We start from the raw sequence: 21,771 nt of genomic DNA on the forward strand, positions 1-21,771 counted from the left end.
GCACCGTGTCGCGCTGCAGGGGCGGGGTCTGGGGCTGGGCGGTGGTGGTGCGAGCGAACTCGGTCGCGGCGGTGCGGCGGGCGAACTCGGCGGCGAGGGCGCGGCCGAGGACGTCGTCCTCCGGGCGGTGCCGCTCCAGGTATCCGAGCGCCTCGGCCAGTTCGGCGGCGGTCAGCCGCCGGAGCGGTTTCCCGGCCCAGCGCGGCGCGGCGCGCGATTCGGTGTACACGGGTGAGGGTCCTTTCGTTCTCCGGCCCGCGGCGGGCGCGGCGCGGCGGAATGTGCCGCATTCGTGTTCACCAATAGGATTGGTGCGTGCATTGGTGGAGCCAGCAGGCGTGCGACGCGGCCGCGGAGGCGCAGGCGGCCGACCCCTCGCCGGGAAACCTCATGGCCGCCGCCCAGGTCCAGGCGCTCGTCTCGATGGCGGAGGCACTGCACCGCATCGCGGCGGTGCTGGAGGCGCGGGACGAGCCGGAAGGCGTCCTGCCAATGTCCGCCCGGCCGAGATAGCGGTCTTCTCAGCGCAAATACCGGTGCGCCCGGGAAAGGGGGACGCACCGGTATTTCGCGGGGTGTCAGACGTCGCTGAACGATTTGCGTTCCGTCCTGCCGTTCGTGCTCGCGGCGAGCCGGGAGGTCTTGGCCACCGACGGGCGCGGCGGCGCGGGCTCCAGCGGTTCGTGCTCGGGCGCCGGGGCGGCCGGGCGTTGCGCGGCCTCGGCCGGGCGGGGCTCGTCGCGGGGACGGTCGCGCAGCCGCCGCGCCGCCTGGCGCAGCGCCCGCTCGCCGACCAGCCGGGTGAGCTCCAGCCCCCAGCAGTCGAGCTTGTCGGCGTCGGTGAGGTCGTCGCGGCTGCTCAGCTCGGCCGCGAGGCCGCCGAGCCGCTGCGCCTCGGCCAGGTCGAACTCGCGCATCAGGTGGCAGCACAGCTCGGCGAGGGCGGCGTGGTCGCGTTCGAACGACAGCCCCGTCAGGTCGTTGTGCGACAGCCTGCTGAGCGCGCGTTTGCGTTCGAGCTCGCCGTCGGCGATGCGGAGGATGCCGTTGAGCAGGGCGACGGGGCCGGTGCCCGCGGCACCGCTGCTGGCGGGGGCGAACGACGTGCGCAGGACGGCCGCCGACCCGACCGCGGCGGCGATCACCCGGACGACCAGGAGGCTCGCCGGGGCCGTGGTCTCGGGCAGCCCGAACGTCCAGCCCGAGGCCGTCACCACGATCAGCGCGACGATCGCCGCGCCGGCGTTGACGAAGACGAACAGCAGCCCGCCCGGGGACAGCAGGGCGGCGACGGGCTTGTCGCGGTAGCGCGCGACGAGCTCGGCGAGGCCGATCGCGCCGCCGATCAGGGCGGCGAGGAGCATCTCGATGGTCATGGTCTCCCTCTACGCGCTGCGGGCGGTCAGCCGGCCGAACGGGGACTCCTCGGCCCTGCCGCGCCGCGACAGCAGGGTGGCCGGACGCTGCCGGGCCGCCAGCTCGGCGCGTTCGACCTCCAGGAAGACCAGCAGCCATTCGGTGGGGCCGGCGGCGGTTCCGGTGTGCGTGCGCAGCGCCTGCTCGCGGGCGCCGAGAAAGGCCAGCAGCCAGCCGGTGGGCCCGGCCGCCCCGGCGGTTCGAATTCGTGAACTCATGGGGGAGACCATTTCGCAGCGGGGCACCGAAGTCGACTTCCGCCGGGTCAAGTTTTCCGGGCGGGCGGTGCGGAACGTCCATTTGCCGTCAGGTCGGAAACGTCCCGTGCGGCGCCGTGATCTTCATCTCGTTGACGCATTGTCCGGAGGTTTTTGAGCGGGCCCGGGAATTCCTTTGCGAAGAATTCTGGAAACGGGCCGCACGGCCGGGCGCGGGGAGATCTCTTTCCGTGCGGGGGAGCGCCGGCCCGCCGCCGCGGCCGGCCGCGCGCGACACGCCCGCGGCGCCGCCCGGCTGTCGGCGGGTGACAACCCGGCCCTCCCGAAACTTGCCGCGCGTGCCTATCGGGCGGCCGTCCCCGGAACCGAATCTTGTAAGGCGGTTGCCGGGGGTCTGGGGGTTGTCCCCCAGATTGACACGGGCCGTCGGCTTCCAGGAGGGCGTGCCATGAGCCGGACCACCCCGTCCACCGGGAGGGACTTCCCGCTGTCCGGGCTCCCGCCGGAGGTCGCCGGCCCGATGCTGCCCCACCTGGAGGCCGCGGCCGTGGAGATGGTCGAGGAGATCCAGGGGCTCGTCCCGGAGTACGCGCGGCCGCCGGACAGCCGGTACGGGCGCCGGATGCGGTGGGCGGTGGCGGAGACCGTCCGGCAGTTCGTGGACGCGATCGGCCGCCCCGACATGGAGTGGGAGAAGGTCACCGGGATCTTCGAGGGGATCGGCGCGTACGAGGCCCGCAAGGGCCGCAGCCTGGACGGCCTGCAGACGGCGGTCCGGGTGAGCGGGCAGGTCGCGTGCCGCCGGTTCATCAAGGACGCCCGGCGCCTCGACTGGTCCCTGGACACGCTCGGGTCGATCACCGAGTCGCTGTTCGTGTTCCTGGAGCGCGTCGCCAGCGCGGCGGCGCAGGGCTACGCGCACGCCCAGGGCGAGCTGGCCGGGGAGCGGGAGCGGTTCCGGTGGCGGCTCCGCGACCTGCTGGTCATGGATCCGCCGGCCAGCGCGGAGGCGGTCGCGGAGCTGGCGAAGTCGGCCGGCTGGCCGGTGCCGCGGACGCTGGCCGCCGTCGCGCTGCGTCCCGGTCCGGACCGGGACGTCCCGGTGCTGCCGCCGATGTTCCTCGTCGACTGGCACGCCGCGGACCCGTACCTGATCTGCCCCGACCCGGACGGCCCCGGCCGCGACCGGCTGCTCGCCGCGATCAAGCGGACGCGGTCGGCGGCGATCGGCCCGGCCGTCCCGCCGTCGCGTGCCGCGCTGTCGCTGCGCTGGGCGCAGCGGGGGCTCGCGCTGGTGGAGCGCGGCGTGCTGCCCGGCAAGGAGCCGCTGCGCTGCCTGGACCACCTGCCGAGCCTGGTGGCGGCGGAGAGCGAGGAGGTGCTGGACGTCGCGCTGGAGACCCGGCTGGCGCCGCTGATGAAGCTGCCGCCGCACCGGCGGGACGCCCTGTCGCGGACGCTGCTGACCTACATGGAGTGCCGCGACAACGCGGTGGCGGCGGCGGAGCGGCTGCTGGTGCACGAGCAGACCGTCCGGTACCGGATCCGGCGGCTGGAGGAGGCCCTCGGCGGCGTCATGTCGGACCCCGACCGGCGCATCGAGCTGCTGCTCCTGCTGCACCACATGGTCCGCCTGGACCCGGGCGACCGCCGCATCTCCCCTGCCGGCTGACGCGGCCCGGTGGTGGCGGCGACGGTGGTGGGCGCTGGCTCTCGGCCGCCACCACCGTCCGGTCCGTTGGGGGTCAGCCGGTCGGGCAGGTGCCCTCGTACTGGGCGATGGCCGCGCCCGGCGCGGGCTCCGGGCAGAGGAACTGCTCGTAGCGGGCGTCGTTGTCGACGAACCGCTTCATCCACGCGATGGCGTACTTCGCGATGGTCGTGTTCGGCGAGTTGAAGGTCATGTGGCCGGCGTTCTTCAGCTCCAGGTACGCCTTCTCAGGGACGGTCGTGAGGTTGTCGTAGTACGACTCGGCCATCGAGTCCGGGGGCGCGATGGTGTCGTTGTCGGCGCCCATGATCATGGTGGGGACCTTGACGTTCTGCCACGCGTAGTTGGTGTCCCACGGCGCGAGCGGCACGGCGGCCTGCAGCGAGGCGCGCTTGTTGGCGGCCTCCAGCGTCCCGCCGCCGCCCATGGAGTGGCCCATGACGGCGAGGCGGGACGCGTCGATGCGGTCCTTGGCCGGGCTCTTGGCGGTCAGGTAGTCGAGTGCGGCGAGGAGCTGCTCGCCGCGGGCGGCCGGCAGGTCGAAGAGGCTGTTGGTCTCCAGCGTCATGACGACGAAGCCCTGGGACGCGAGCCGCGGGCCGTACCAGTCGATCAAGGCCTGCGGGGACACGAATCCGGGCGAGACGGCGATGGCGCCGAAGGTGCCCTGGCTCCGGTCCGTCGGTGCGTAGATGGTGCCCTTGTTGAAGCCGGTCCCGCTGCCCGCCGGAACATCGATCTTCTCAATGGCGAACGGGCCCTTTTCCGCCGTGATGCTCGCCTCGGTCGGCGCGGGCCCGCGCTCGTACGGATTGGCGGCGAACCGGACGGGACCGGATGGGGCGGCGGGAGCGGCGGCGTTCGCGGCGGGCGCCAGCGCGGCGGAGGCGGCCAGGACCGCGGCGGCGGGGAGCACTCTGAACGCACGCGTCAGATGCCTGTGCATGGGGGGCGTACCCTTCACTAGCCGAAACCGCGACGGGGGAATTCGCGGGTTCAAGAAGTGTGTGACGCCCCGCTCTTCTTTGCTTCTTACACAGCCGAGCCTTCGCGCCGGCGACCTTATAGCGAATTGACAAACGGACGGAGGGGCCACTTCCCCCGAAGTGACCCCTCTCCCCCCGTTCCGCCGTACAGGCCCGGGTGCGGACACAGGACCGGCCGCTCCCCCCGAAGCGGCTCGCACCGGCCGTTCAGCGGATGCGTAGAACGTAGCGAGCGACCGGCGAGCACATCGAGGCTTTGCCCGCACGTGTCGATGAACGGACCACTGTGTGCGACGAACGGAACACGCTCTGCATCCAATTCGGATGGGCCCGGCAGGTGTAAGCCGGATGTAATCGCGTCGGCCTACGGTCGGTCCCGGAGATCGGACGAGGGCGTCCAGGCCGCGCGGGGGTCGGCCTGGACCGTCACCAGAGCAGGTGCGTCGGCGACCCTGGGGCCGTCGGCAGGCCCATCGCCGTGAAGATCTCCAATGCCTCGCGGCGCAGCTCCGCCGAGCCCGCGTCGTCCAGCCGCCGAAGGAGGTCGCCGAGCAGGAACAGGCACTTCGCGCGCCACAGCGGCACCGACACCTCGGTCGCCAGCGCGAGCGCGCGCTCCAGCAGCCGCCGCGCGGTGAGGAGGTCGCCACGATCACGGTGCAGAGCGCCCAGCACGTAGAGGATCCGGGCGCGCATCAGCCGGTCGCCCCGCTCCTCGGCGAGTCCGAGCGCGTCCCGGAGCAGCCGCTCGGCCTCGTCCGGCCGGCCAGTGGCGAGGTGGATGCAGCCGAGGCCGTGCGCGACGTACATGCCGGCGATCCGGCTGCCGGCCGCCGCCGCGGCCTCGCCGACGTACTCGAACAGCGATCTCGCCTCGTCCAGGCGGCGGAGGGCGAGCAGGGACTGCCCGATCCAGTAGGCCGCCTGGACCTCGACGCCGGTGTAGCGGGCCTCGCGCGCCAGCTCGCGCGCCGTCATGAGGACGCCGACGGCGTCGAGGGCGTCGCCGCGCTCGTACTGCGCGCAGCCGATGACCAGGACGGCGTGCGCCTCCCCGGCGGTGTCGCCGACGCGGGCGAGCAGCCGCCGCGCCCGCTCCCCGTCCCGTTCCGCCTCGGCGAACCGGCCGGTCATCCGGTGGACGACGGCGAGCTGGCGGAGCGCGAGGGCCATGCCGTGCGGGTCCTCGGTCTCCTCGAACAGGCGCAGCGCGTCCCGCACGTCGAGCAGCGCCCGGTCGTAGTCGCGCCGCGCGCACGCCAGCTCGGTCGCCCGCTCCGACAGCGCGGCCTCGCCGCGCCGGTTGCCCGCGGCCCGGACGGCGGGCAGCGCGGCGGCGATGACCTCCTGCCAGGCGTCGACGTAGTGCCTGGGCTGGAACAGCATCGAGGAGTGGACGGCGATCTCCCAGCTCAGCTCGTCGTCGCCGAGCCGGGCCGCCTGCCGGACGGCGGCGGTGACGGCGAGCCGCTCGCACTCCATCCACTCGGCCGGGTGGGTGAGCGCCAGGTGGAGGACCGCCTCGTCCAGCGGGTAGCGGGCCGCCTCGCCCGCGTCCAGGGCGTCGCCGCCGCCGGTGACCATGTGCAGGACGTGGTCGATCAGGGTGAGCCAGCCGCCGAGGGCGCGGCGCAGCGCGGCGCGGCGCTCCGACTGGTCGTCCTCGGCCAGGCACAGCTCCCTGGCGTGGTCGCGGACGAGGTCGTGGAACCGGTACCGGACGCAGCCGGACGTGCCGGGGTCGGGCAGGTCGAGGGCGTGTTCGGCGGCGTCCAGGAGCTGCGCGTCGACGAGCGTCTCCAGCAGGTCGGCGGCCTCCGCGTCGGGGCGGCCCAGCAGCGCGGCCGCTGCCCAGCAGGGGAAGTCGGGCGCGTCCAGCAGGCCGAGCAGCCGGTAGAGGCGCCGCGCCTCCGGGCCGAGGGCCCGGTAGCTGAGGTCGAGGGTGGTGCGGACGCTGAGCCCGCGCTGCGTCAGCTCGTCCAGCCGGCCCTGCTCGCGCAGCCGCCGGACGAAGCCGGAGATGCGCCAGTGCGACTTGGCGGCGAGCCGCGCGCCGGCGACCCGCAGCGCGAGCGGCAGGTGGCCGCACATCCGGGCGAGGGTCGCGGTCGCCTCGGGTTCGGCCGCCGTCCGGTCCCGGCCGATGATGCGGGTGAGCAGGCCGGTGGACTGCCCGGGGGCCAGCACGTCCAGCTCGACGAGGCGGACGCCGGGCAGCGCGGTGAGCCGCGTCCGGCTGGTGATGACGGCGCGCGACATCCGGCCGGCCGGCAGCAGCGGCTCGACCTGGCCCTCGTCGGCGGCGTTGTCGAGGACGACGAGGATGCGCCGGTCGGCGAGGACGCTGCGGTACAGCGCGACGCGCTCGGCGGCGCCCTCGGGGACGGCCGCCGCGTTCACGCCGAGGGCGCGCAGGAACCGGCCGAGCACCTCGACCGGGTCGGCGGGGTCGCGTTCGGCTCCCCGCAGGTCCACGAAAAGCTGGCCGTCGGGGAAGTCGGCGCGGATCCGGTGCGCGATGTGGACGGCGAGGGCCGTCTTGCCGATGCCGCCCATCCCGGCGACGGCCGACACCGAGACGGGCTCGTTGCCGTCGCCGGCGGCCAGCAGCGCGAGGATGCCGTCGACCTGGTCGTCGCGCCCGGTGAAGTCGGGGACGGCCGCCGGGAGCTGGCTCGGGTGCTCGCGCCGCACGTGCTCGGTCTCCGGGGGCTCGGCGGCGCCGGTCTCCTGCCGCAGGACGCGGATGTGGACGTCGCGCAGCTCCGGTCCGGGGTCGACGCCGAGCTGGTCGAGGAGCCGGACGCGGGCCTTCTCGAAGGCGGCGAGCGCCTCGGCCTGGCGCCCGCAGGAGGCGAGGACCTCGATCCACACGCTGAGCAGCTGCTCGTCCAGCGGATGGGCGCGCACGAGCGGGTTCAGATGGGGCAGCGCCCGTTCCGGGGCGCCTTCGGCGAGGACGGCGCGCGCGTGCTCCATCGCCGCCTCGATCCGCCGGCGCTCCAGGCGGTCGACGGCGGACTGGTCGAGCGAGTCGGGCGAGACGTCCTCCAGCGCGCGGCCGCGCCACAGCTCCAGGGCGCGTTCCAGCGCGGGCGCGCGCTGCCCGGCGGGCAGGTCGTGCGCCTCGGCGACGATCGTCCCGAACACGGCCGCGTCGACCTCGGCGCCGTCGTTCAGCCGCAGCGCGTACCCGTTCGTGGTGCGGACGATCTCCGCGGTGCCGTCGGCGTGCTCGGTCAGCCAGCGGCGCAGCCGGTACACCGCGACGGCGAGGGTGGAGTCGGAGATGACGCTGTCCCGCGCGCCCCACAGCAGCGCCTTCAGCGTGTCGTCGCCGAGGCCGGACAGCCCCGCGACGCCGGCCAGGGCGAGCGCGCCGAGCAGGGCGCGGGCGATGCCGGACGCGGGCAGGGTGAGCGTCCCGGCGCGTTCGACGCCGACCTTTCCCAGAACGACGATCCTGACGAGTGCTCGCTCGCGCTCGCTGCGCATCGCGTGTCCGCCCCTCCCGCTCCGCCTCCCGGTGCGTCCGGCCACGCCATGTGGCCAGCACCATTTGATCAAAAGCCGTTGACACACTGCAGCGTAATTTTGCACGGTCGTGCGAAAAAGATCTGGTGGGTCAGGACAACCATTGACCCCGGCCAGGGCGTCCCGGCCGGGAGTGGTCAGCCGTCCCAGACCGGCAGGGCGAGCGCGGACGGATGGTCCGCGTCGCACCGGATCTCGAACCGGACGCGCCGCGCCGCGACCGCCTGACCAGTGGGTTCCCCGGTGCCGGGGTTGCGGGCGAAGCGGGGGAAGGCGCCGCCGGCGAGCATCACGCGGAGCCGGTGACCGCGCCGGAACCGGTACGCCGTCGGGTGCATCTCGATCTCGGCGCGGAAAACGCCGCCGGGGCCGGTGTCCTCGCTGGTGAGGCGCAGGATTCCGTCCGTGACGTTGCGGGATGCGCCGTCGGGGCCGACGTCGCAGAGGCGGACGAAGAGGTCGCCGTGGCCGGTACTGGCCCGCACGTGGATCGTCGCCGAAACGGGGCCGATCAGGTCAAGGTCCTCGGTCAAGGGGGCGCCGGTGAGGACGGCCACGTCGTCACGTCGTTCGAGCCGCGCGTTGTCGCGTTGTCCTCCCTTGCCGGGTGACAGGAGTGGTCCGCCGACGTTCGGAGTGGGGTTGTAAGGGTCGTAGGTGAACGCGATGGGGTCGGCGTCTGGCGCGTCCCACACGAGGCCCTGGGAGAGGTAGAGCGGCGTGGGCTTGATCCCGGGTGGAGGCCATTGGTCGAAGTCCAGCCACGTATTGGCCTGTTGCAGGTGGAGCCTCACCGGCGCCCTGCGCAGCTGGGCCTTGTCACCGTTCAGGTGGGCGTTGAGCCAGGACATCTGGTCGGAGAGCGTCGCACGGAGGGCTTTCGTGTCGTGCCCCCAAGGGCCGATGGTGATGCGGACCTGGCGCCCCGCTTCGTGCAGGGCGGTGAAGTCCCTGAGCTGGCGGCGCAGGAAGAGATCCCACCAGCCCGTCACCATCGTGGTGGGCGTGGTGGTCGCTGCGACGGAGGCGCTGTGGTCGGTGCCCTTCCAGAAGTCGTCTCCAGGCTCGGCATGGGCGGCGACCTCGCGGAGGAACGTTTCAGGGCGTCCGATGGCCGAGAGGTCTGCCTCGCCTACCGGCAGGTGACGCATCGCCTTCCGGACACGCCTGTTGTGGAACGGCCGTCGTCTCTCGCCCTGCGTGCCCATCAACGAAGACCAGACGAGCGTGTTGTGCAGGGCGAGCGCGCCACCGGGATAGAACGAACTCGCGAACTCGGACGCGGTGATGCCGAGCCCCATCGCCGCCAGGGGCGGGTCCGCGTACGGTGCGACCGCCCACTCGGTGAACCCGAGATAGCTGGCGCCGACCATGGCGACCCTGCCGTCGCACCAGGGCTGCGCACGAAGCCACTTGAGCGTCGCCAGGCCGTCGTCCTTCTCGTTGTGGAAGGCGTGGAACTCCCCGCCCGACCCCAGGACGCCGCGCACGTTCTGGACGACGACCTGGAACCCGCGCCGCGTGAGGACGCCCGCGAACAGCCGGACGATGGGCTGCCGCTTGCCGTAGGGGGTGCGCAGCAGCACGACCGGCAGCGGCCCCGCGCCGCGCGGACGGTGCAGGTCGGCGACCAGCACGACACCGTCCGGCATGGGCACGCGCAGGTCACGGGCCGTCTCGCCGTGCGGCGACGCCGATTCGGGCAGCCCGAGGAAGCGGTCCACGAGCCGTCCGAAACCGTCCATCCGGGTGCTCCTTCCCCTGTTCTAAGCTGCGAAGAATGATCGCAGTGCTCGACGCCCCGTCCAACCTCGGCCTCCGCCCGCCGCGTGAGGGACACGAGCCGGGAGTGCGCCGGCTGGCCCGCGCGCTGCGCGGCCACGACATCGTCGGCCGCCTGCAGGCCGAGGACGCCGGCCGCGTGGACCCGCCGCCCTACGTGTTCGGGCCGGACCACGGGACCGGCTACCTGAACGGCCCGGGCATCGCCGACCATTCGGAGCGGCTCGCGACCCGCGTCGGCGAGATGCTGGACGGCGGCCGGTTCCCGATCGTGCTCGGCGGCGACTGCGGCATCCTGCTCGGCCCCATGCTCGCGCTGCGCCGCCGGGGCGTGTTCGGGCTGGCGCACCTGGACGGGCACGACGACTACTCGCCCCGGCTCGACCCGGCGGCGGTGGCGGGTCGCCTGACGGCCGGCGGGACGGCGCTCGGCCTGGTCACCGGGCACGGCCCGGCCGCGCTCACCGACATCGGAGGGCTGCGGCCCTACGTGGCGGAGGAGCACGTCGCGCACATCGGCGTCCAGCGGGAGCCCGAGGACTTCGAGTTGTTCGACCTCGCCGCGTTCGAGGCTTCCCGCGTCCGGCGCTACCCGATCGAGTACGTCCGCGAGCATGGCGCCGGTTCGGCCGCCGAGGGGGCACGGGCACATCTGGAGGCCGTCCCGATCGACGGCTTCTGGATCCATCTGGACGCCGACATCCTCGACAAGAGCGTCATGCCTGCCGTCGACTCGCCCAACCCGGACGGTCTGTCGTTCGAGGAACTCACATCCGTCCTGGGGACGCTGGCGACTAGCCCGCGCGCGCTCGGCCTTCAGATAGCCATCTACGACCCGGAACTTGATCCGGACGGCATGGCAGGCGCCGCGCTGACGGACACGATCGTCGCAGCGTTCTCCTGAGCCGCGACGCCTGGTCAGGTGGCCGTCAGGCGTTCGTATTCGTAGAGGACGCCGGCGAACTCGCCCGTCGGTATCTCGCAGGTGTGCCCGGGTAGCCAGAGATGCTCCAGGCGGACGGTCTGGACGTCCAGCCGCAGGTGGCAGGCGTTGCCCGTGTGTTCCCAGCCCGGACGCGCGGCGCGGACGACTTCCAGGTGGTGGCGGTGACTCTGCACGTCATGCATGAGGAACGCCGTGAGGACGTGGCGCGGCCCGAGCACGGCATCGGTGAACGCGCTGGCGCTGGACGCTGCGGTCTCCAGGTCGACACCGGAATCAGCCAGTTCCGGGAAGAACACCTTGACGCGCCTGGCGACGCCGCCGATTTCGATCGGTTCGCACGGGAGCCGTAGGACGGCCTCGGGGTCGACGTAGCCGTGTACCGGTACACCGGCGATGACGCCTGACCACGCCCCAGGAACGCCCTTGAGGAACCGGGCCTGGGTCAGGGCGTTCCCTAGCTCACCTATGAGGCGTTCTGGGTCGATGCCTCGCGGCATGAAGGTCTTGGTGCCACCGCGTAGGCGCGTGCCTGTTTCGTCCAGGACGGCGAGGTCCGCCCAGCAGGCACCTGAGCCGGTCCCAAGGACGCCGTGCGGCAGGCATGCGTCCGGGTGCGGGGTGAGCCCGGCCAAGTCCTCCAGCACGGCGCGCGGCGTCTGGATCAAGCCCCAGCCCTGCGTCCGCTGGGAGACGGCCCCCAGGGCGAGCGACGTGGCGACCGGCTCGCCATCGCGCGTCTGGCCGAGGTCGCGTTCCAGGCTCTGCCGGCCCTTCAGGGCGCCGACCTCCTGGAGGTACTCGTCCAGGCACTGCCGCAGCACGGCCGGGTCGAGGTCGCAGGACGCCCATCCGCCGACGTCCCGGACGTGCACGATCGTCCCGTCGAAGTCGAGGCGGTGGTAGCGGTAGAGCTCCTGCCAGGGCCCGCCGGGGCCGCCGCTCAGCCGGCCCTGGGCCCGCGCGATCGCGGAGACGTCCTCACCGAGGTCGTTGATGAGGAAGTCGCGCAGCGGGGCGTGCAGCGGGTCGGTCTCCACCGCCACGCGCACGCCGTCGCTGCGGAACCGCACCGGAAGCGATATCGCCATTTGCGTGATTATGCCGATAAGCGAAGATCATCACCGGTATGGCGGAATGTTCTTTCGATCAGGCGGGCTCGTCGGCCATGTACGGGGGCGCGGGCTCGTACTGGATGTAGCGCCGCACCGTCCGCGCGTGGTCGCGGCCGTGGATGCGTCCGATCAGCCAGAGCGCCATGTCGATCCCCGCGGACACCCCCTGGCTCGTGACCAGGTTGCCGTCCACGACATAGCGCGCGTCGCGGACGACGGTCACGTCACCACGGGCCTCCAGCCTGTCCTCCGACGCCCAGTGGGTCGCGACCCTGCGTCCCTTGGCCGGGCCAGCGGCGTGCAGCAGGAACGACCCCGTGCACACACTCGTCACCCAGTCGGCCTGTTCGGCGACCTTCGCTATCCAGCCCGTGACGGACGGGTTGTCCGGCTGTGTTTCCCGTGCGCCGCGCCCACCGGGCACCAGCAGGACGTCCAGCTTCGGGTGGTCGTCCAACGTGTGGTCTGGCACGACCCTCATGCCCTTGTTGCAGCGGACCGGCTCGGTGCGTTCGGCGACCAGTACCGCCCTGTCGCCCTGGCCGCGCACCATGGCCGACGCGGTGAACACCTCCCACGGCCCCACGAAGTCCAGTTCCTCCGCTTCCTCGAAGACCAGCAGCCCGTACGTCGTCATGCGTGCTCCCTCGTTCCTCTGAATCGGTCCCTGTAGTCGGACGGCGCGACCCCGACATGCCGGTGGAACGCCCGGCGCAGCGTCTCGCCCGTCCCGAAGCCGAGGCGCCGCGCCAGCGTCTCGACGGGCTCGTCCCCCTCCGCCAGCGCCCGCCGGGCCGCCTCGATCCGGATGCGCTCCACGTACGCGGCGGGCGGGACGCCCAGCTCGGCGGTGAACCGCCGCTGCAGGTGCCGCAGGCTGAGCCCGGAACGTTCGGCCAGGTCGGCGATGGTGTGCCGGGCGCCCGGATCGGCCTGGACGGACGACACCGCCGCCCGGATCGGGTCGGTCGCCGGCTGCGCCGACCAGAGCGGAACGCTGAACTGCGACTGGCTGCCCGGCCGCCGCAGGAACATGACCAGCTCCCGCGCCACCGCGTGCGCCACGTCCCGGCCGTGGTCGTCCTCCACCAGGGCCAGCGCCAGGTCCATCCCGGCGGTGACCCCGGCGGACGTCCAGAACCGCCCGTCCCGGACGAAGATCGGGTCGCAGTCGACGTCCAGCGCGGGGTACTCCCTGGCGAGCTGCTCCTGCCTGCCCCAGTGCGTCGTGACGCGGCGTCCGTCCAGGGCCCCGGTCTCGGCGAGCAGGAGGGCGCCGCTGCACACGGACGCGACCCGGCGGGCGGCCCGCGCGGCGTCCGCGACCCAGCGGGTGAGCGCCGCGTCCTCGCGCGCCGCGTCGACCCCGGCGCCGCCGGCCACGACCAGCGTGTCGATGCTCTCGGGCGCGAGGCCGGCGCCGAAGCGCGCGTGGACGGAGAGCCCGCCGGAGGACGTCACCGGCCCGGCCCTCGGCCCGACGACCAGGCACTCGTACCGTCCGGTGCTCTCGAACACCTCGTGCGGGCCGGTCAGGTCCAGGACCTGGAACCCGTCATAGATCACGAACGCGACGCGCATGCATCCAGGCTGCGGCCGTACGCGTCATGGCGTCAACGACCAGTACCCCACAGATCACGCCACATCACATCACGCCACCTTCTCGCAGACCGTGTCGCTCGCCCGGCTCTCCCCGCGCTGGACGGGAACGCCGGACGTCCGGACGCTCGTGAAGGCCGTCCCGATGACCAGGTCGACGGCGCCCGCGGGGGTCTTGGCGCGCGGTGCGACCTTCGCGCCGGGCAGGAGCTTGGCCAGGGCCCGCGCCTGCGGCGCCGCGCCCGTCCCGTACCGGACGTAAGTGGCCTGCGTGCGGGAGGTGAGGTTCCCGACCCCGGTCACCTGCCAGCCGCCATCCTTGAGCTGCGTCGCGACCTGCGCGGCACGTCCGTCCACCCCGGACGCGTTGTAGACGCGCACCTTCCCCGGCTGCGCGCTCGACGCCTTCGCGGGAGCGGGCACGGTCACGTCCTCGCGCAGCGCCTTGAAGAACCGGTCGGCCGCGGGCTGCGTCAGCGCCACCCGGTTCTTGTTCCGCGCGTACGCCCCGGACGGCGCCGTGACGAAGCGCAGCTTGCCGGCGTTCAGGTCGCGCATGCCCTGCGCGATCTTGAGCATCTCCGCGACCGTCAGCTTCTTGTCCGTCGTCATCGACTCGGCGGTCGCCCGGAGCAGCTCGTTCAGGCGGCCGGGGTCGGTGAGGACGCCCCGGCCCATCGCCTCTTTTGCGAGCGCGCCGAAGAAGTGCTGCTGCCGCTTGATGCGCTCGGTGTCGCTCCCGTTCCCGAAGCCTTTGCGGCTGCGGACGTACGCCAGCGCGTCCTCGCCCTTCAGCCGATGCCTGCCCTTGGTCAGGTTCAGGCCCGAGTCCTTGTCGTGGACGTCGGCCGTCACGCACACGGGCACGCCGCCGACCGCTGTCGCGATCCGCTTGAAGCCGACGAAGTCCACTTGCACGAAGTGGTCGATATGGATTTTCGTGACCTGCTCGATGGTGTTGATCGTGCAGGTGGGCCCGGCATGGGCCATCGCCTCGTTCAGCATGGCGATGCTGCTGCCGGGCACCTTCGTCCCGTCCTTCTTCGTGCACTCGGGGATGGGCACCATCAGGTCGCGCGGGAAGCTGACGGCGACCGCCTGGCCGCCGCCCGGCGACAGGTGCAGCATCACCATCGTGTCGGACGCCGGAGGCTTGCCCTTCAGGCCGTGCCCGTACTGCGCGTTGGCGCCGTCCCGCGTGTCGGATCCGAGCACCAGGATGTTGAGCGCGCTGTTCAGCTTCTTCGGGCGGTTCTTGCCGAGCAGCGCGTCGACGTCCTCGTGGTGGACGGCGCTCTGCAGCTTCCAGTAGTACCCGTACGCCGACAGGCTGCCCGTCACCACCACCGCCGCCATCGCGACGGCGACCCAACCCAGCAGCTTCATAAGCCCTCCCGACGGTGTATCGCCACTTCCACCGCTCCGGGTTCACGGACTGGACGCAATTAACGGGTTGACACACCACTCGGGTTATGGCTAACTCTTACCCATGAAGCTTTGATTCTTCTCCGGTTGAGCCGCCCCCGGCATCGCCACGGGCCCGCTCCCGTTCCTCCCAAGGCGCTCCATCATCGCGTTCACATCCATGTGTCCTGCGACGTTGCCGTGCGCCCTCACCACCTTTTCCACGGCCTTTTCATGGCCGAATTCGAACGTGCCCGGAGGTGTCGTCTTCATGCGTGCCATCAACAATGAGCCACCCTTCCCGAACGCCAAGAAGAAGGGCAAGCGGAAGAACTCCGACCTGAGGTCGGGGAATTTCGCGGCGGGCGACCGGTCCAACGCCCGGCGGATGCCGACCCGGCAGTTCAACCGGGGCCGCTGACCGGCGCCTCCCGGTCCCGGTGCCGCTCCGCGGCGGCCGGGGCCGGGAACTCCGCCCACACGACCGTCCGGGATCCGTCCGCCCGGAACCCCCAGCGGGACGCGAGCGCCTCCACGATCCGCATGCCGCGTCCCGTCTCCGCGCCCGTCTCGTCCTTCACATAGGGGCGCCCGCCGGCGGCGCCGTCATCGGCGACCTCCAGCCGGTACACCCCGCCGCCCGCCGCGAGGGCGACCGTGACCAGGCCCCCTTCCCGCCCGGACGCGGTGTGCGTGATCGCGTTCGCGACCGTCTCGCTCGCCACCATGACCATGTCGTCCAGCGCGGGATGGCCCGCCGCCACGTTCCGGACGAAAGCGCGCGCACAGCCGACCGACCGCCGCACTCCCGGCAGCGTGATCTCGCCGATCACCACGCGGTCCCGCGTCACGGCCACAGCACCGCCTCCCCGATCCGGCTCCCGTCACGTCCGGAAGGTCGCCCGTCACCCTCCATGTACGGATCGCGCCCCGAGTCCTGTTCACGTTCCGCCGACGCCGGTCAGGTGCGCGAACACCGCGATGGCGCCAGGGACGGAACTCGCAGTATCACATACGCTGAGTAACGATCAGTGACTGTGAGCATCGCCTGGGGGATCGCCGGTGACGACGGAGAGGCAGGAGCGCGCCCGCCGGTGGCGCCGCCGGCTGCTCTTCTCGGTCCGGGGACGCGCCACGGTCATCACCGTGGTGGCGTCGGCGCTGATCCTGCTCCTGGTGCTGCTCCTGCTGATGCTGCTGGCGCGGGACTGGGCGGAGAACCAGGTCGCCCGGAAGGCGGAGCGGACCGCCGAGCGGATCGCGTTCGACATCGCCACCGAAACCGGCACCGACACCGGCCGCGGCGACCTCACCGTCGGACCCGACGACGCGCCGATGGTGCAGGTCCTGAGCCCGGAGGGCAAGGTGGTCGCGGCCGGTGAGGCGATGCGGGGCCGTCCGGCGCTCGCCGCCGACCGCCTCGCCGACCGGCAGCTGCTCATCGACCGGCGAGGCTGCCCGGACTTCCTCGACGACTGCGTCTGGATGTTCGGGCTGCGCCTGCGCGCGTCCCCGTGGGGGCCCGGCGTGATGGTCATCGCCGCGTCCCCGCTGCCCAGCCTGCTGAACGTGTGGCTGCTCCCCCTCGTCCTCGTGCTGCTCCTCGCCGCCCTCCTCACCCTGATCGCCTGGTGGACGTGGCACACGATCGGCTCGGCGTTCGTCCCGGTCGACCTGATCCGCGCGGAGATGGCCGACCTCGACGCCCGCGGCCTGGACCACCGGGTGCCCGTCCCGCAGACCGGCGGCGAGATCCAGGCGCTCGCCGAGACGGTCAACGCGACGCTCGAACGGCTGGAGGAGGCGTCCGACCGGGAGCGCCGCTTCATCTCCGACGCCTCCCACGACCTGCGCAACCCGATCGCGGGCCTCCAGGCCCGCATGGAGGTCGCCCTGGACGAACCCGCCGGCTACGACTGGAAACCGATGGTCCGCTCGGCGCTGCGCGACGCCCAGCGCCTCAACGACATCGTCCTCGACCTGCTGGAACTGTCCCGCCTCGACACGCGCACCCCGCAACCGGAGGAGCCGGTCGACCTCGCCGCGCTGGTCCGCCGCGAGGTCGGCCGGCGGGCGGGCGGCGCCCCGATCAGGACCCGCCTGGAGCCCGGCGTCGTCGTCCAGGCGAACCCGGTGCGGCTGGGCCGCGTCCTGGGCAACCTGCTGAGCAACGCCGAGCGGCACGCCGAGTCGCGCATCGAGGTGACCGTGGCCCGCGACGGAGGCGACGCGGTCATGGAGGTCCTGGACGACGGCTCCGGTATTCCGGAGGAGTCCCGCGAACGCGTCTTCGAGCGCTTCGCCCGCCTCTCCGAGTCCGAGGTGCGCGACCCCCAGGGCACGGGCCTCGGCCTCCCCATCGCCCGCGAGATCGCCGAGATCTACGGCGGCTCACTCCGCATAGCCGACAGTCCCCGGGGCGCCCGCTTCGTCCTCCGCCTCCCCCTTACGCCGGACGCCGGATCACGTTGATGACGCTGGAGAGGGAATTGGCCCCGTCCCCGGCGTCCACGCCCCGCCAGAACAGGTCTCTGAGCGCGGTCGGGCCGGCGACGTCGATCCCGGCTTCGCGGGCGGCCTCGACAACGTGGTCGGCGCCGACGGCCTGCATCCGGAGACTGTTCTCATCGCCGGGCGAGATGTCGGCTTCGATCTCCTCCGTGAGGTGCTTCAGGAAGCCCATCGGCCCGTCGCCGGTCAGCTCGCTCAGCGTGGTGGCGGCGAACGGACGGAACCGCTGGGCGGGGACGCCCGCCGCGCCCAGCAAGGCGACGCCGTGCATGTAGGCGGTCAGCGTCGACCAGAACAGGTACAGCTGCGACTGGTAGTACAGCGACGACAGGCCCAGGTCCGTACCCACGAACGTGACGTCCCCTAGCTCGGCCAAGGCTTCCTTGTGCGGGTCCAGCGCTTCCTCTGGGCCGCTGTAGAAGACGTAGGAACCCGGTTGGCCGATTCCAGGCGGCGGCACCATGATGCCGCCGGTCACCAGGACGCCTCCGTTCCCGGACACCCACTCCCCTGCCCGCCGCAGCTCGTCCGGGCTGCCGGAGGAGAGGTTGACGACGACGCGTCCCTCCAGGCCCACGCCTTTCAGCGAGTCGTACATCGCCTGGTAGTCGATCTGGCTGACGACGACGAGTTCGGACGCGGCGACCGCGTCGGCGGCCGTGGCGGCAAGGGTCGCGCCGTCGTCCACCAGAGGGGCCGCCTTGGAGGCGGTCCGGTTCCAGACCGTGGTCGGGTGGCCGTTCTTGAGGAACGTCTTGGCCATCGTCGCCCCCATGGGGCCGAGGCCGATGACGGTCACCGAAGAGTTCACAAGTCCTCCTGAATCGCGTTTCCCTCACTCTCGCCTTGGCCGCTACGGAACGGCTTCGGGTTTGTCCGTAGGCTGGTTCGCGTGCGTTTCGGGGTGTTGGGACCGCTCGCGGTGTGGACGGACGCCGGGGCGCCCGTGCGCGTACCCGAGCTGAAGGTCCGCACCCTGCTCGCCGTGCTCCTCACCGATGCGGGACGTCCCGTCTCCGTCGACCGGCTCCTCGACGCGCTGTGGGGCGACCGGCCGCCGCGCAACCCGGTGGGAACGCTCCAGGCCCGCGTCTCCCAGCTCCGGAAGGTGCTGGACGACGCCGAACCGGGCGGCCGCGGCCTGATCGCGTCCCGGCCACCCGGTTACCTGCTCGACGTCGCCCCGGAAACGGTGGACGCGGGACGGTTCACCGCGCTTCTCGCCCGTCCGGCGGACGGTCCTCTCGCCGCGAAGCAGCTGCTCGGGGACGCGCTGGCGCTGTGGCGCGGCCCCGCCTACGCCGACTTCGCGGACGCGGAGTTCGCCCGCGCGTCCGTCACCGAGCTGGAGGAGCTGCGCCTGGCGACGCTGGAGGAGCACGCAGCGGCCCGGCTTGAGCTGGGTGAACACGCCGCGGTGGCGACCGAGCTGGCCGCGCCCGTGGCCCTGCATCCGCTGCGGGAAGGGCTGCGCGCCGTCCACCTGCGCGCCCTGCACCGTGCCGGACGGCAGGCCGAGGCACTCGCGGGCTACCACGACCTGCGGAAGCGCCTGGCCGAGGAGCTTGGCGTGGACCCGAGCCCCGAACTGGCCGCGCTCTTCCGGTCCCTCCTCGAAGGGGACGCCGTTCTCGAAGTGAACCCGGCTCTCGAAGTGAACCCGGCCGCGACGCATCGGCTGCCCGTCCCGCTGGGCGAGCTGATCGGACGCGAGGAGGCCGTCGAACAGGCCCGGGAGGCGCTGGCGGCCGACCGGCTGGTGACGTTCACGGGTCCGGGCGGCGTCGGCAAGACCCGCCTGGCCCTGGAGACGGCCAGGCGGTCCGCCGGCGACCACCCGGACGGCGTCTGGATGGTCGAGCTGGCCACGGCCGGCGACGTGGCCGGGCAGATCGCCCGCACGCTGGGCCTTCGCGACGAGTCCGCGGAACGGCCGCTCGCCGGCGCGCTGCGCGGGCGGCGGGCGCTGCTCGTCCTCGACAACTGCGAGCACCTGATCGAGCCGGTCGCCGACCTGGCCGCACGCCTGCTCGCGGACGCCCCCGGCCTGCGCGTCCTCGCGACGTCCCGCGAACCGCTCGGCGTTCCCGGGGAGCGCCTTCAGCTCGTCTCGCCGCTGCCGCTCCCCGGCCGCGAGACCGCACCGGAAGCGCTCCGCGGCGTCGGGGCGGTGCGGCTGTTCGTGGCGCGGGCCGCGGCGGCGTCGCCCGGATTCGTCCTGGACGACGACACGGCGCCGTGGGTGGCGGCGATCTGCCGGCGGCTGGACGGCCTGCCGCTCGCGCTGGAACTGGCGGCGACCCGTGTCCGCGCGCTGGGGGTGCGCGAGCTGGCGGCGCGGCTGGACGACCGGTTCCGGGTGCTGGCGGGCGGACGCCGCGGCGGCCCGGCCCGGCAGCGGACGCTCCGTGCCGTGATCGACTGGAGTTGGGAGCTGCTCACCGAGCCAGAGCGCGTCGTGCTGCGGCGTCTCTCCGTCCACGCGGGCGGCTGCACGCTGGACGCCGCCGAAGCGGTCTGCGACGCCGATGCCGACGTGCTCGCCCGGCTGGTCGACCGCTCCCTCGTCGTCAGGGCCGAGAACGGCCGCTACCGGCTGCTGGAGTCGGTCGCCGCCTACAGCCTGGAGCGTTTGCGCGAGGCAGGCGAGGAGGACGAGTTCCGCCGCCGTCACGCCGTCCACTACACCGGCCTGGCCGAACACGCGGCGGAACGGCTTCGCGGCCCGGAACAGGGCCACTGGCTTGAGCGCCTCGACGAAGAGGCCGCGAATCTCAGCGCCGCCCAGGGCGACATCCGGTTGGTGGTGGCGCTCGCCTGGTACTGGTACCTGCGCGGGCGTTTCCGTGAGGCGCAGCAGGCGTTCGCCAAGGCATTGTCAGCGCAGCCCCAGGCGTCGGCGGCCAGAACCGAGGCCGAGACGTGGTTGACCGCCTTCACCATGCTGGTCGGCGAAGGCGTCCATTCGGAGGACCTCCGTCAGGCCGTGCTGAAGGGCCACCGTGACGACTTCGCCAAGGCGAAGGCGGAATGGCTCCTGAGCCATGTCCATTGGGCCTACGGCGATCTGGCCGCGAACGAGGAGCGCGTGGACCGCGCCCTCAAGGTGTTCCGTGAGCGCGGCGAACGGTGGTTCACGGCCGCCGCCCTCGCGACGCGGGCCAAGTTCGCGCTGGGCCGCGGCGACCTGCCGGCCATGGGACGGGACGCCGCGGAGAGCATGGCGGTCTTCGACGAGCTGGGCGACCCCTGGGGTCGGCTGGAGGCGTCCGACGCGCTCGTCCGGCGCGCCGAGGTCACCGGCGCGTACAGCGAGGCGGCCCGGCTGCTCGGCGACGCGCTCCGGCTGGCCGAAGAGCTGCGGATGTGGCCCGAGGTGTCGTTCCGGCTGTCGGGCCTCGGCCGTGTCGCGTTCCTCACCGGCGCCCTCGACGAGGCTCGCGACCTGCACGAACGGGCACTCGACGTGGCGCGGCGGCAGGTGGCGCGATCGGCGGAGGAGTTCGCCGAGATCGGGCTCGGGCTCGTCGCCCGGGCGCGCGGCGACCTCGGCGCCGCCGAATCCCACCTGCGTGCGCGGCTCGGCTGGCTGCGCGGCATCGGCGGGACGGCCGGCGTCGCGTTCGTCCACGCCCAGCTCGGCTTCGTCGCGGAGGAGCGCGGCGACGCCGGAGCCGCGGCGGCCCTGCACGCCGAGGGCCTCGCCGCCGCCCGCACCACCGGCGACCCGCGCGCTGTCGCCCTCGCGCTGGAGGGGCTCGCCGGAGCCCGCTCCCTGGCGGGCGACCAAGCCGCGGCGGCCGAGTTGCTCGCCGAGGCCGGCGGGCTCCGCGCGTCGGCCGGGGTGCCGCTTCCGCCCGGCGAGCGCCGCGACGTCGACCGGATCACCGCGAGGATCCGGGCCGCTCCGCGCGCGTGAGGTCCTGGAAAGATCTCGACCATGTCCGACGTTGTCCCCGTATCTGGGGGAAAGGGAAGTCATGAGCGAGGACCTCGGGTACGGGTGGCAGGGCGAGCTGCTCGATCTGCCCGCCTATCTGAAGCGGATCGGGTACGACGGCGGCCTGGCGCCGACCGGGGCGACGCTGCGCGGGCTGCACCGGGCGCATGTCTCGTCCATCCCGTTCGAGAACCTGGAGATCATGCTCGGCCGGCCGGTCGAGATGTCGCTGGACGCCGTGCAGGCGAAGATGGTCGGGCGGCCTCGCGGCGGCTACTGCTTCGAGCACAACCGGCTGTTCGCGGCGGCGCTGGAGCGGCTGGGCTACGAGGTCACCGCACTGGCGGCGCGGGTGACGCTGGGGGCGGCGAAGCTGCTGCCGTCCACGCACGCGCTCCTGCACGTCCGCCCGCCGGAGGCGCCGCGCGACGAGCCCGCCTGGCTGTGCGACGTGGGGTTCGGGGCAGGGCCGCTGGAACCGCTTCCGCTGGTCGACGGGCACGAGGCCGTCCAGGACGGGTGGGGGTTCCGGCTTCGGCGCGGCCGCACCACGACGACCTGGACGCCGAACACGGTGAGCTGGGAGATGCACCAGCGCGGGCCGGGCGGGTG

The 21,771-nt window shown here is 72.9% G+C and carries 20 protein-coding genes; 7 read left to right on the plus strand and 13 right to left on the minus strand.

Annotated features, from left to right (window positions below):
- Window positions 1-229: hypothetical protein (locus E1293_RS27660; protein WP_132200419.1), on the minus strand; the 229-nt coding region annotated here is incomplete at its 3' end.
- Between the two features lie 86 nt (window positions 230-315).
- Between E1293_RS27660 and E1293_RS27665 the strand changes: the two genes are divergently transcribed.
- Window positions 316-513 (plus strand): hypothetical protein, encoded by a 198-nt coding sequence (locus tag E1293_RS27665; RefSeq protein WP_132200420.1) that lies wholly within the window; start codon window positions 316-318, stop codon window positions 511-513.
- 65 nt (window positions 514-578) lie between these two features.
- Here E1293_RS27665 and E1293_RS27670 read toward each other — a convergent pair whose 3' ends face one another.
- The gene (locus tag E1293_RS27670) at window positions 579-1,376 is read right to left on the minus strand and encodes a transporter permease (protein ID WP_132200421.1); all 798 of its coding nucleotides are present in this window, start codon (window positions 1,374-1,376) and stop codon (window positions 579-581) included.
- Between the two features lie 9 nt (window positions 1,377-1,385).
- Complete coding sequence (locus E1293_RS27675; protein ID WP_132200422.1) at window positions 1,386-1,634, minus strand: hypothetical protein; 249 nt, start codon at window positions 1,632-1,634, stop codon at window positions 1,386-1,388.
- 448 nt (window positions 1,635-2,082) lie between these two features.
- Here E1293_RS27675 and E1293_RS27680 point away from each other — a divergent pair, with 448 nt between their 5' ends.
- Complete coding sequence (locus E1293_RS27680; RefSeq protein ID WP_132200423.1) at window positions 2,083-3,306, plus strand: PucR family transcriptional regulator; 1,224 nt, start codon at window positions 2,083-2,085, stop codon at window positions 3,304-3,306.
- Window positions 3,307-3,379: 73 nt separating this feature from the next.
- Here the strand turns inward: E1293_RS27680 and E1293_RS27685 are convergent, their stop codons facing one another.
- From E1293_RS27685 to E1293_RS27695, 3 genes are all read right to left on the minus strand, one after another.
- A complete protein-coding gene (locus tag E1293_RS27685) occupies window positions 3,380-4,291 on the minus strand; it encodes an alpha/beta hydrolase family protein (RefSeq protein WP_132200424.1) in 912 nt (303 codons plus the stop codon).
- Window positions 4,292-4,757: 466 nt separating this feature from the next.
- On the minus strand, window positions 4,758-7,826 hold the full coding sequence (locus E1293_RS27690) for an ATP-binding protein (RefSeq protein WP_132200425.1): 3,069 nt from the start codon (window positions 7,824-7,826) through the stop codon (window positions 4,758-4,760).
- 176 nt (window positions 7,827-8,002) lie between these two features.
- Window positions 8,003-9,610, minus strand: a complete 1,608-nt coding sequence (locus tag E1293_RS27695) for a CocE/NonD family hydrolase (RefSeq protein ID WP_132200426.1) — start codon at window positions 9,608-9,610, stop codon at window positions 8,003-8,005.
- A gap of 35 nt (window positions 9,611-9,645) precedes the next feature.
- On the opposite strand from E1293_RS27695, the gene E1293_RS27700 reads away from it, so the two are divergent.
- The gene (locus E1293_RS27700) at window positions 9,646-10,551 is read left to right on the plus strand and encodes an arginase family protein (protein ID WP_132200427.1); all 906 of its coding nucleotides are present in this window, start codon (window positions 9,646-9,648) and stop codon (window positions 10,549-10,551) included.
- 14 nt (window positions 10,552-10,565) lie between these two features.
- Here the strand turns inward: E1293_RS27700 and E1293_RS27705 are convergent, their stop codons facing one another.
- The 5 genes from E1293_RS27705 to E1293_RS27725 form a co-directional block, all read right to left on the minus strand.
- Entirely contained in the window at window positions 10,566-11,681 is a 1,116-nt protein-coding gene (locus tag E1293_RS27705; RefSeq protein WP_132200428.1) for a hypothetical protein, read from the minus strand.
- A gap of 58 nt (window positions 11,682-11,739) precedes the next feature.
- Window positions 11,740-12,342 (minus strand): DJ-1/PfpI family protein, encoded by a 603-nt coding sequence (locus E1293_RS27710; protein WP_132200429.1) that lies wholly within the window; start codon window positions 12,340-12,342, stop codon window positions 11,740-11,742.
- A complete protein-coding gene (locus tag E1293_RS27715) occupies window positions 12,339-13,286 on the minus strand; it encodes a GlxA family transcriptional regulator (protein WP_132200430.1) in 948 nt (315 codons plus the stop codon). Before E1293_RS27715 ends, E1293_RS27710 begins: the two co-directional genes overlap by 4 nt.
- Window positions 13,287-13,355: 69 nt before the next feature.
- Window positions 13,356-14,690 (minus strand): LCP family protein, encoded by a 1,335-nt coding sequence (locus tag E1293_RS27720; protein ID WP_132200431.1) that lies wholly within the window; start codon window positions 14,688-14,690, stop codon window positions 13,356-13,358.
- Window positions 14,691-14,780: 90 nt separating this feature from the next.
- Window positions 14,781-14,981, minus strand: a complete 201-nt coding sequence (locus E1293_RS27725; RefSeq protein ID WP_132200432.1) for a hypothetical protein — start codon at window positions 14,979-14,981, stop codon at window positions 14,781-14,783.
- On the opposite strand from E1293_RS27725, the gene E1293_RS47730 reads away from it, so the two are divergent.
- Complete coding sequence (locus E1293_RS47730; RefSeq protein ID WP_165978418.1) at window positions 14,980-15,129, plus strand: hypothetical protein; 150 nt, start codon at window positions 14,980-14,982, stop codon at window positions 15,127-15,129. The genes E1293_RS27725 and E1293_RS47730 overlap by 2 nt on opposite strands.
- Here the strand turns inward: E1293_RS47730 and E1293_RS27730 are convergent.
- Window positions 15,113-15,565: an ATP-binding protein gene (locus E1293_RS27730; RefSeq protein ID WP_132200433.1), complete on the minus strand. Its 453-nt coding sequence runs from the start codon at window positions 15,563-15,565 to the stop codon at window positions 15,113-15,115. The two genes, E1293_RS47730 and E1293_RS27730, sit on opposite strands and share 17 nt — an antisense overlap.
- A gap of 205 nt (window positions 15,566-15,770) precedes the next feature.
- On the opposite strand from E1293_RS27730, the gene E1293_RS27735 reads away from it, so the two are divergent.
- Window positions 15,771-17,180 (plus strand): sensor histidine kinase, encoded by a 1,410-nt coding sequence (locus E1293_RS27735; RefSeq protein ID WP_243716619.1) that lies wholly within the window; start codon window positions 15,771-15,773, stop codon window positions 17,178-17,180.
- Here the strand turns inward: E1293_RS27735 and E1293_RS27740 are convergent.
- Entirely contained in the window at window positions 17,155-18,030 is an 876-nt protein-coding gene (locus tag E1293_RS27740) for an NAD(P)-dependent oxidoreductase (RefSeq protein ID WP_132200434.1), read from the minus strand. The two genes, E1293_RS27735 and E1293_RS27740, sit on opposite strands and share 26 nt — an antisense overlap.
- A gap of 81 nt (window positions 18,031-18,111) precedes the next feature.
- On the opposite strand from E1293_RS27740, the gene E1293_RS27745 reads away from it, so the two are divergent.
- Together E1293_RS27745 and E1293_RS27750 are read left to right on the plus strand one after the other, a co-directional pair.
- Window positions 18,112-21,138, plus strand: a complete 3,027-nt coding sequence (locus E1293_RS27745) for an AfsR/SARP family transcriptional regulator (RefSeq protein ID WP_132200435.1) — start codon at window positions 18,112-18,114, stop codon at window positions 21,136-21,138.
- Window positions 21,139-21,199: 61 nt separating this feature from the next.
- Window positions 21,200-21,771 (plus strand): arylamine N-acetyltransferase family protein (locus tag E1293_RS27750; RefSeq protein WP_165978419.1); only part of this gene is annotated, 572 nt, incomplete at its 3' end.

The organism is Actinomadura darangshiensis, assembly GCF_004349235.1.
In the GTDB taxonomy this organism is placed as follows: Bacteria; Actinomycetota; Actinomycetes; order Streptosporangiales; family Streptosporangiaceae; genus Spirillospora; species Spirillospora darangshiensis.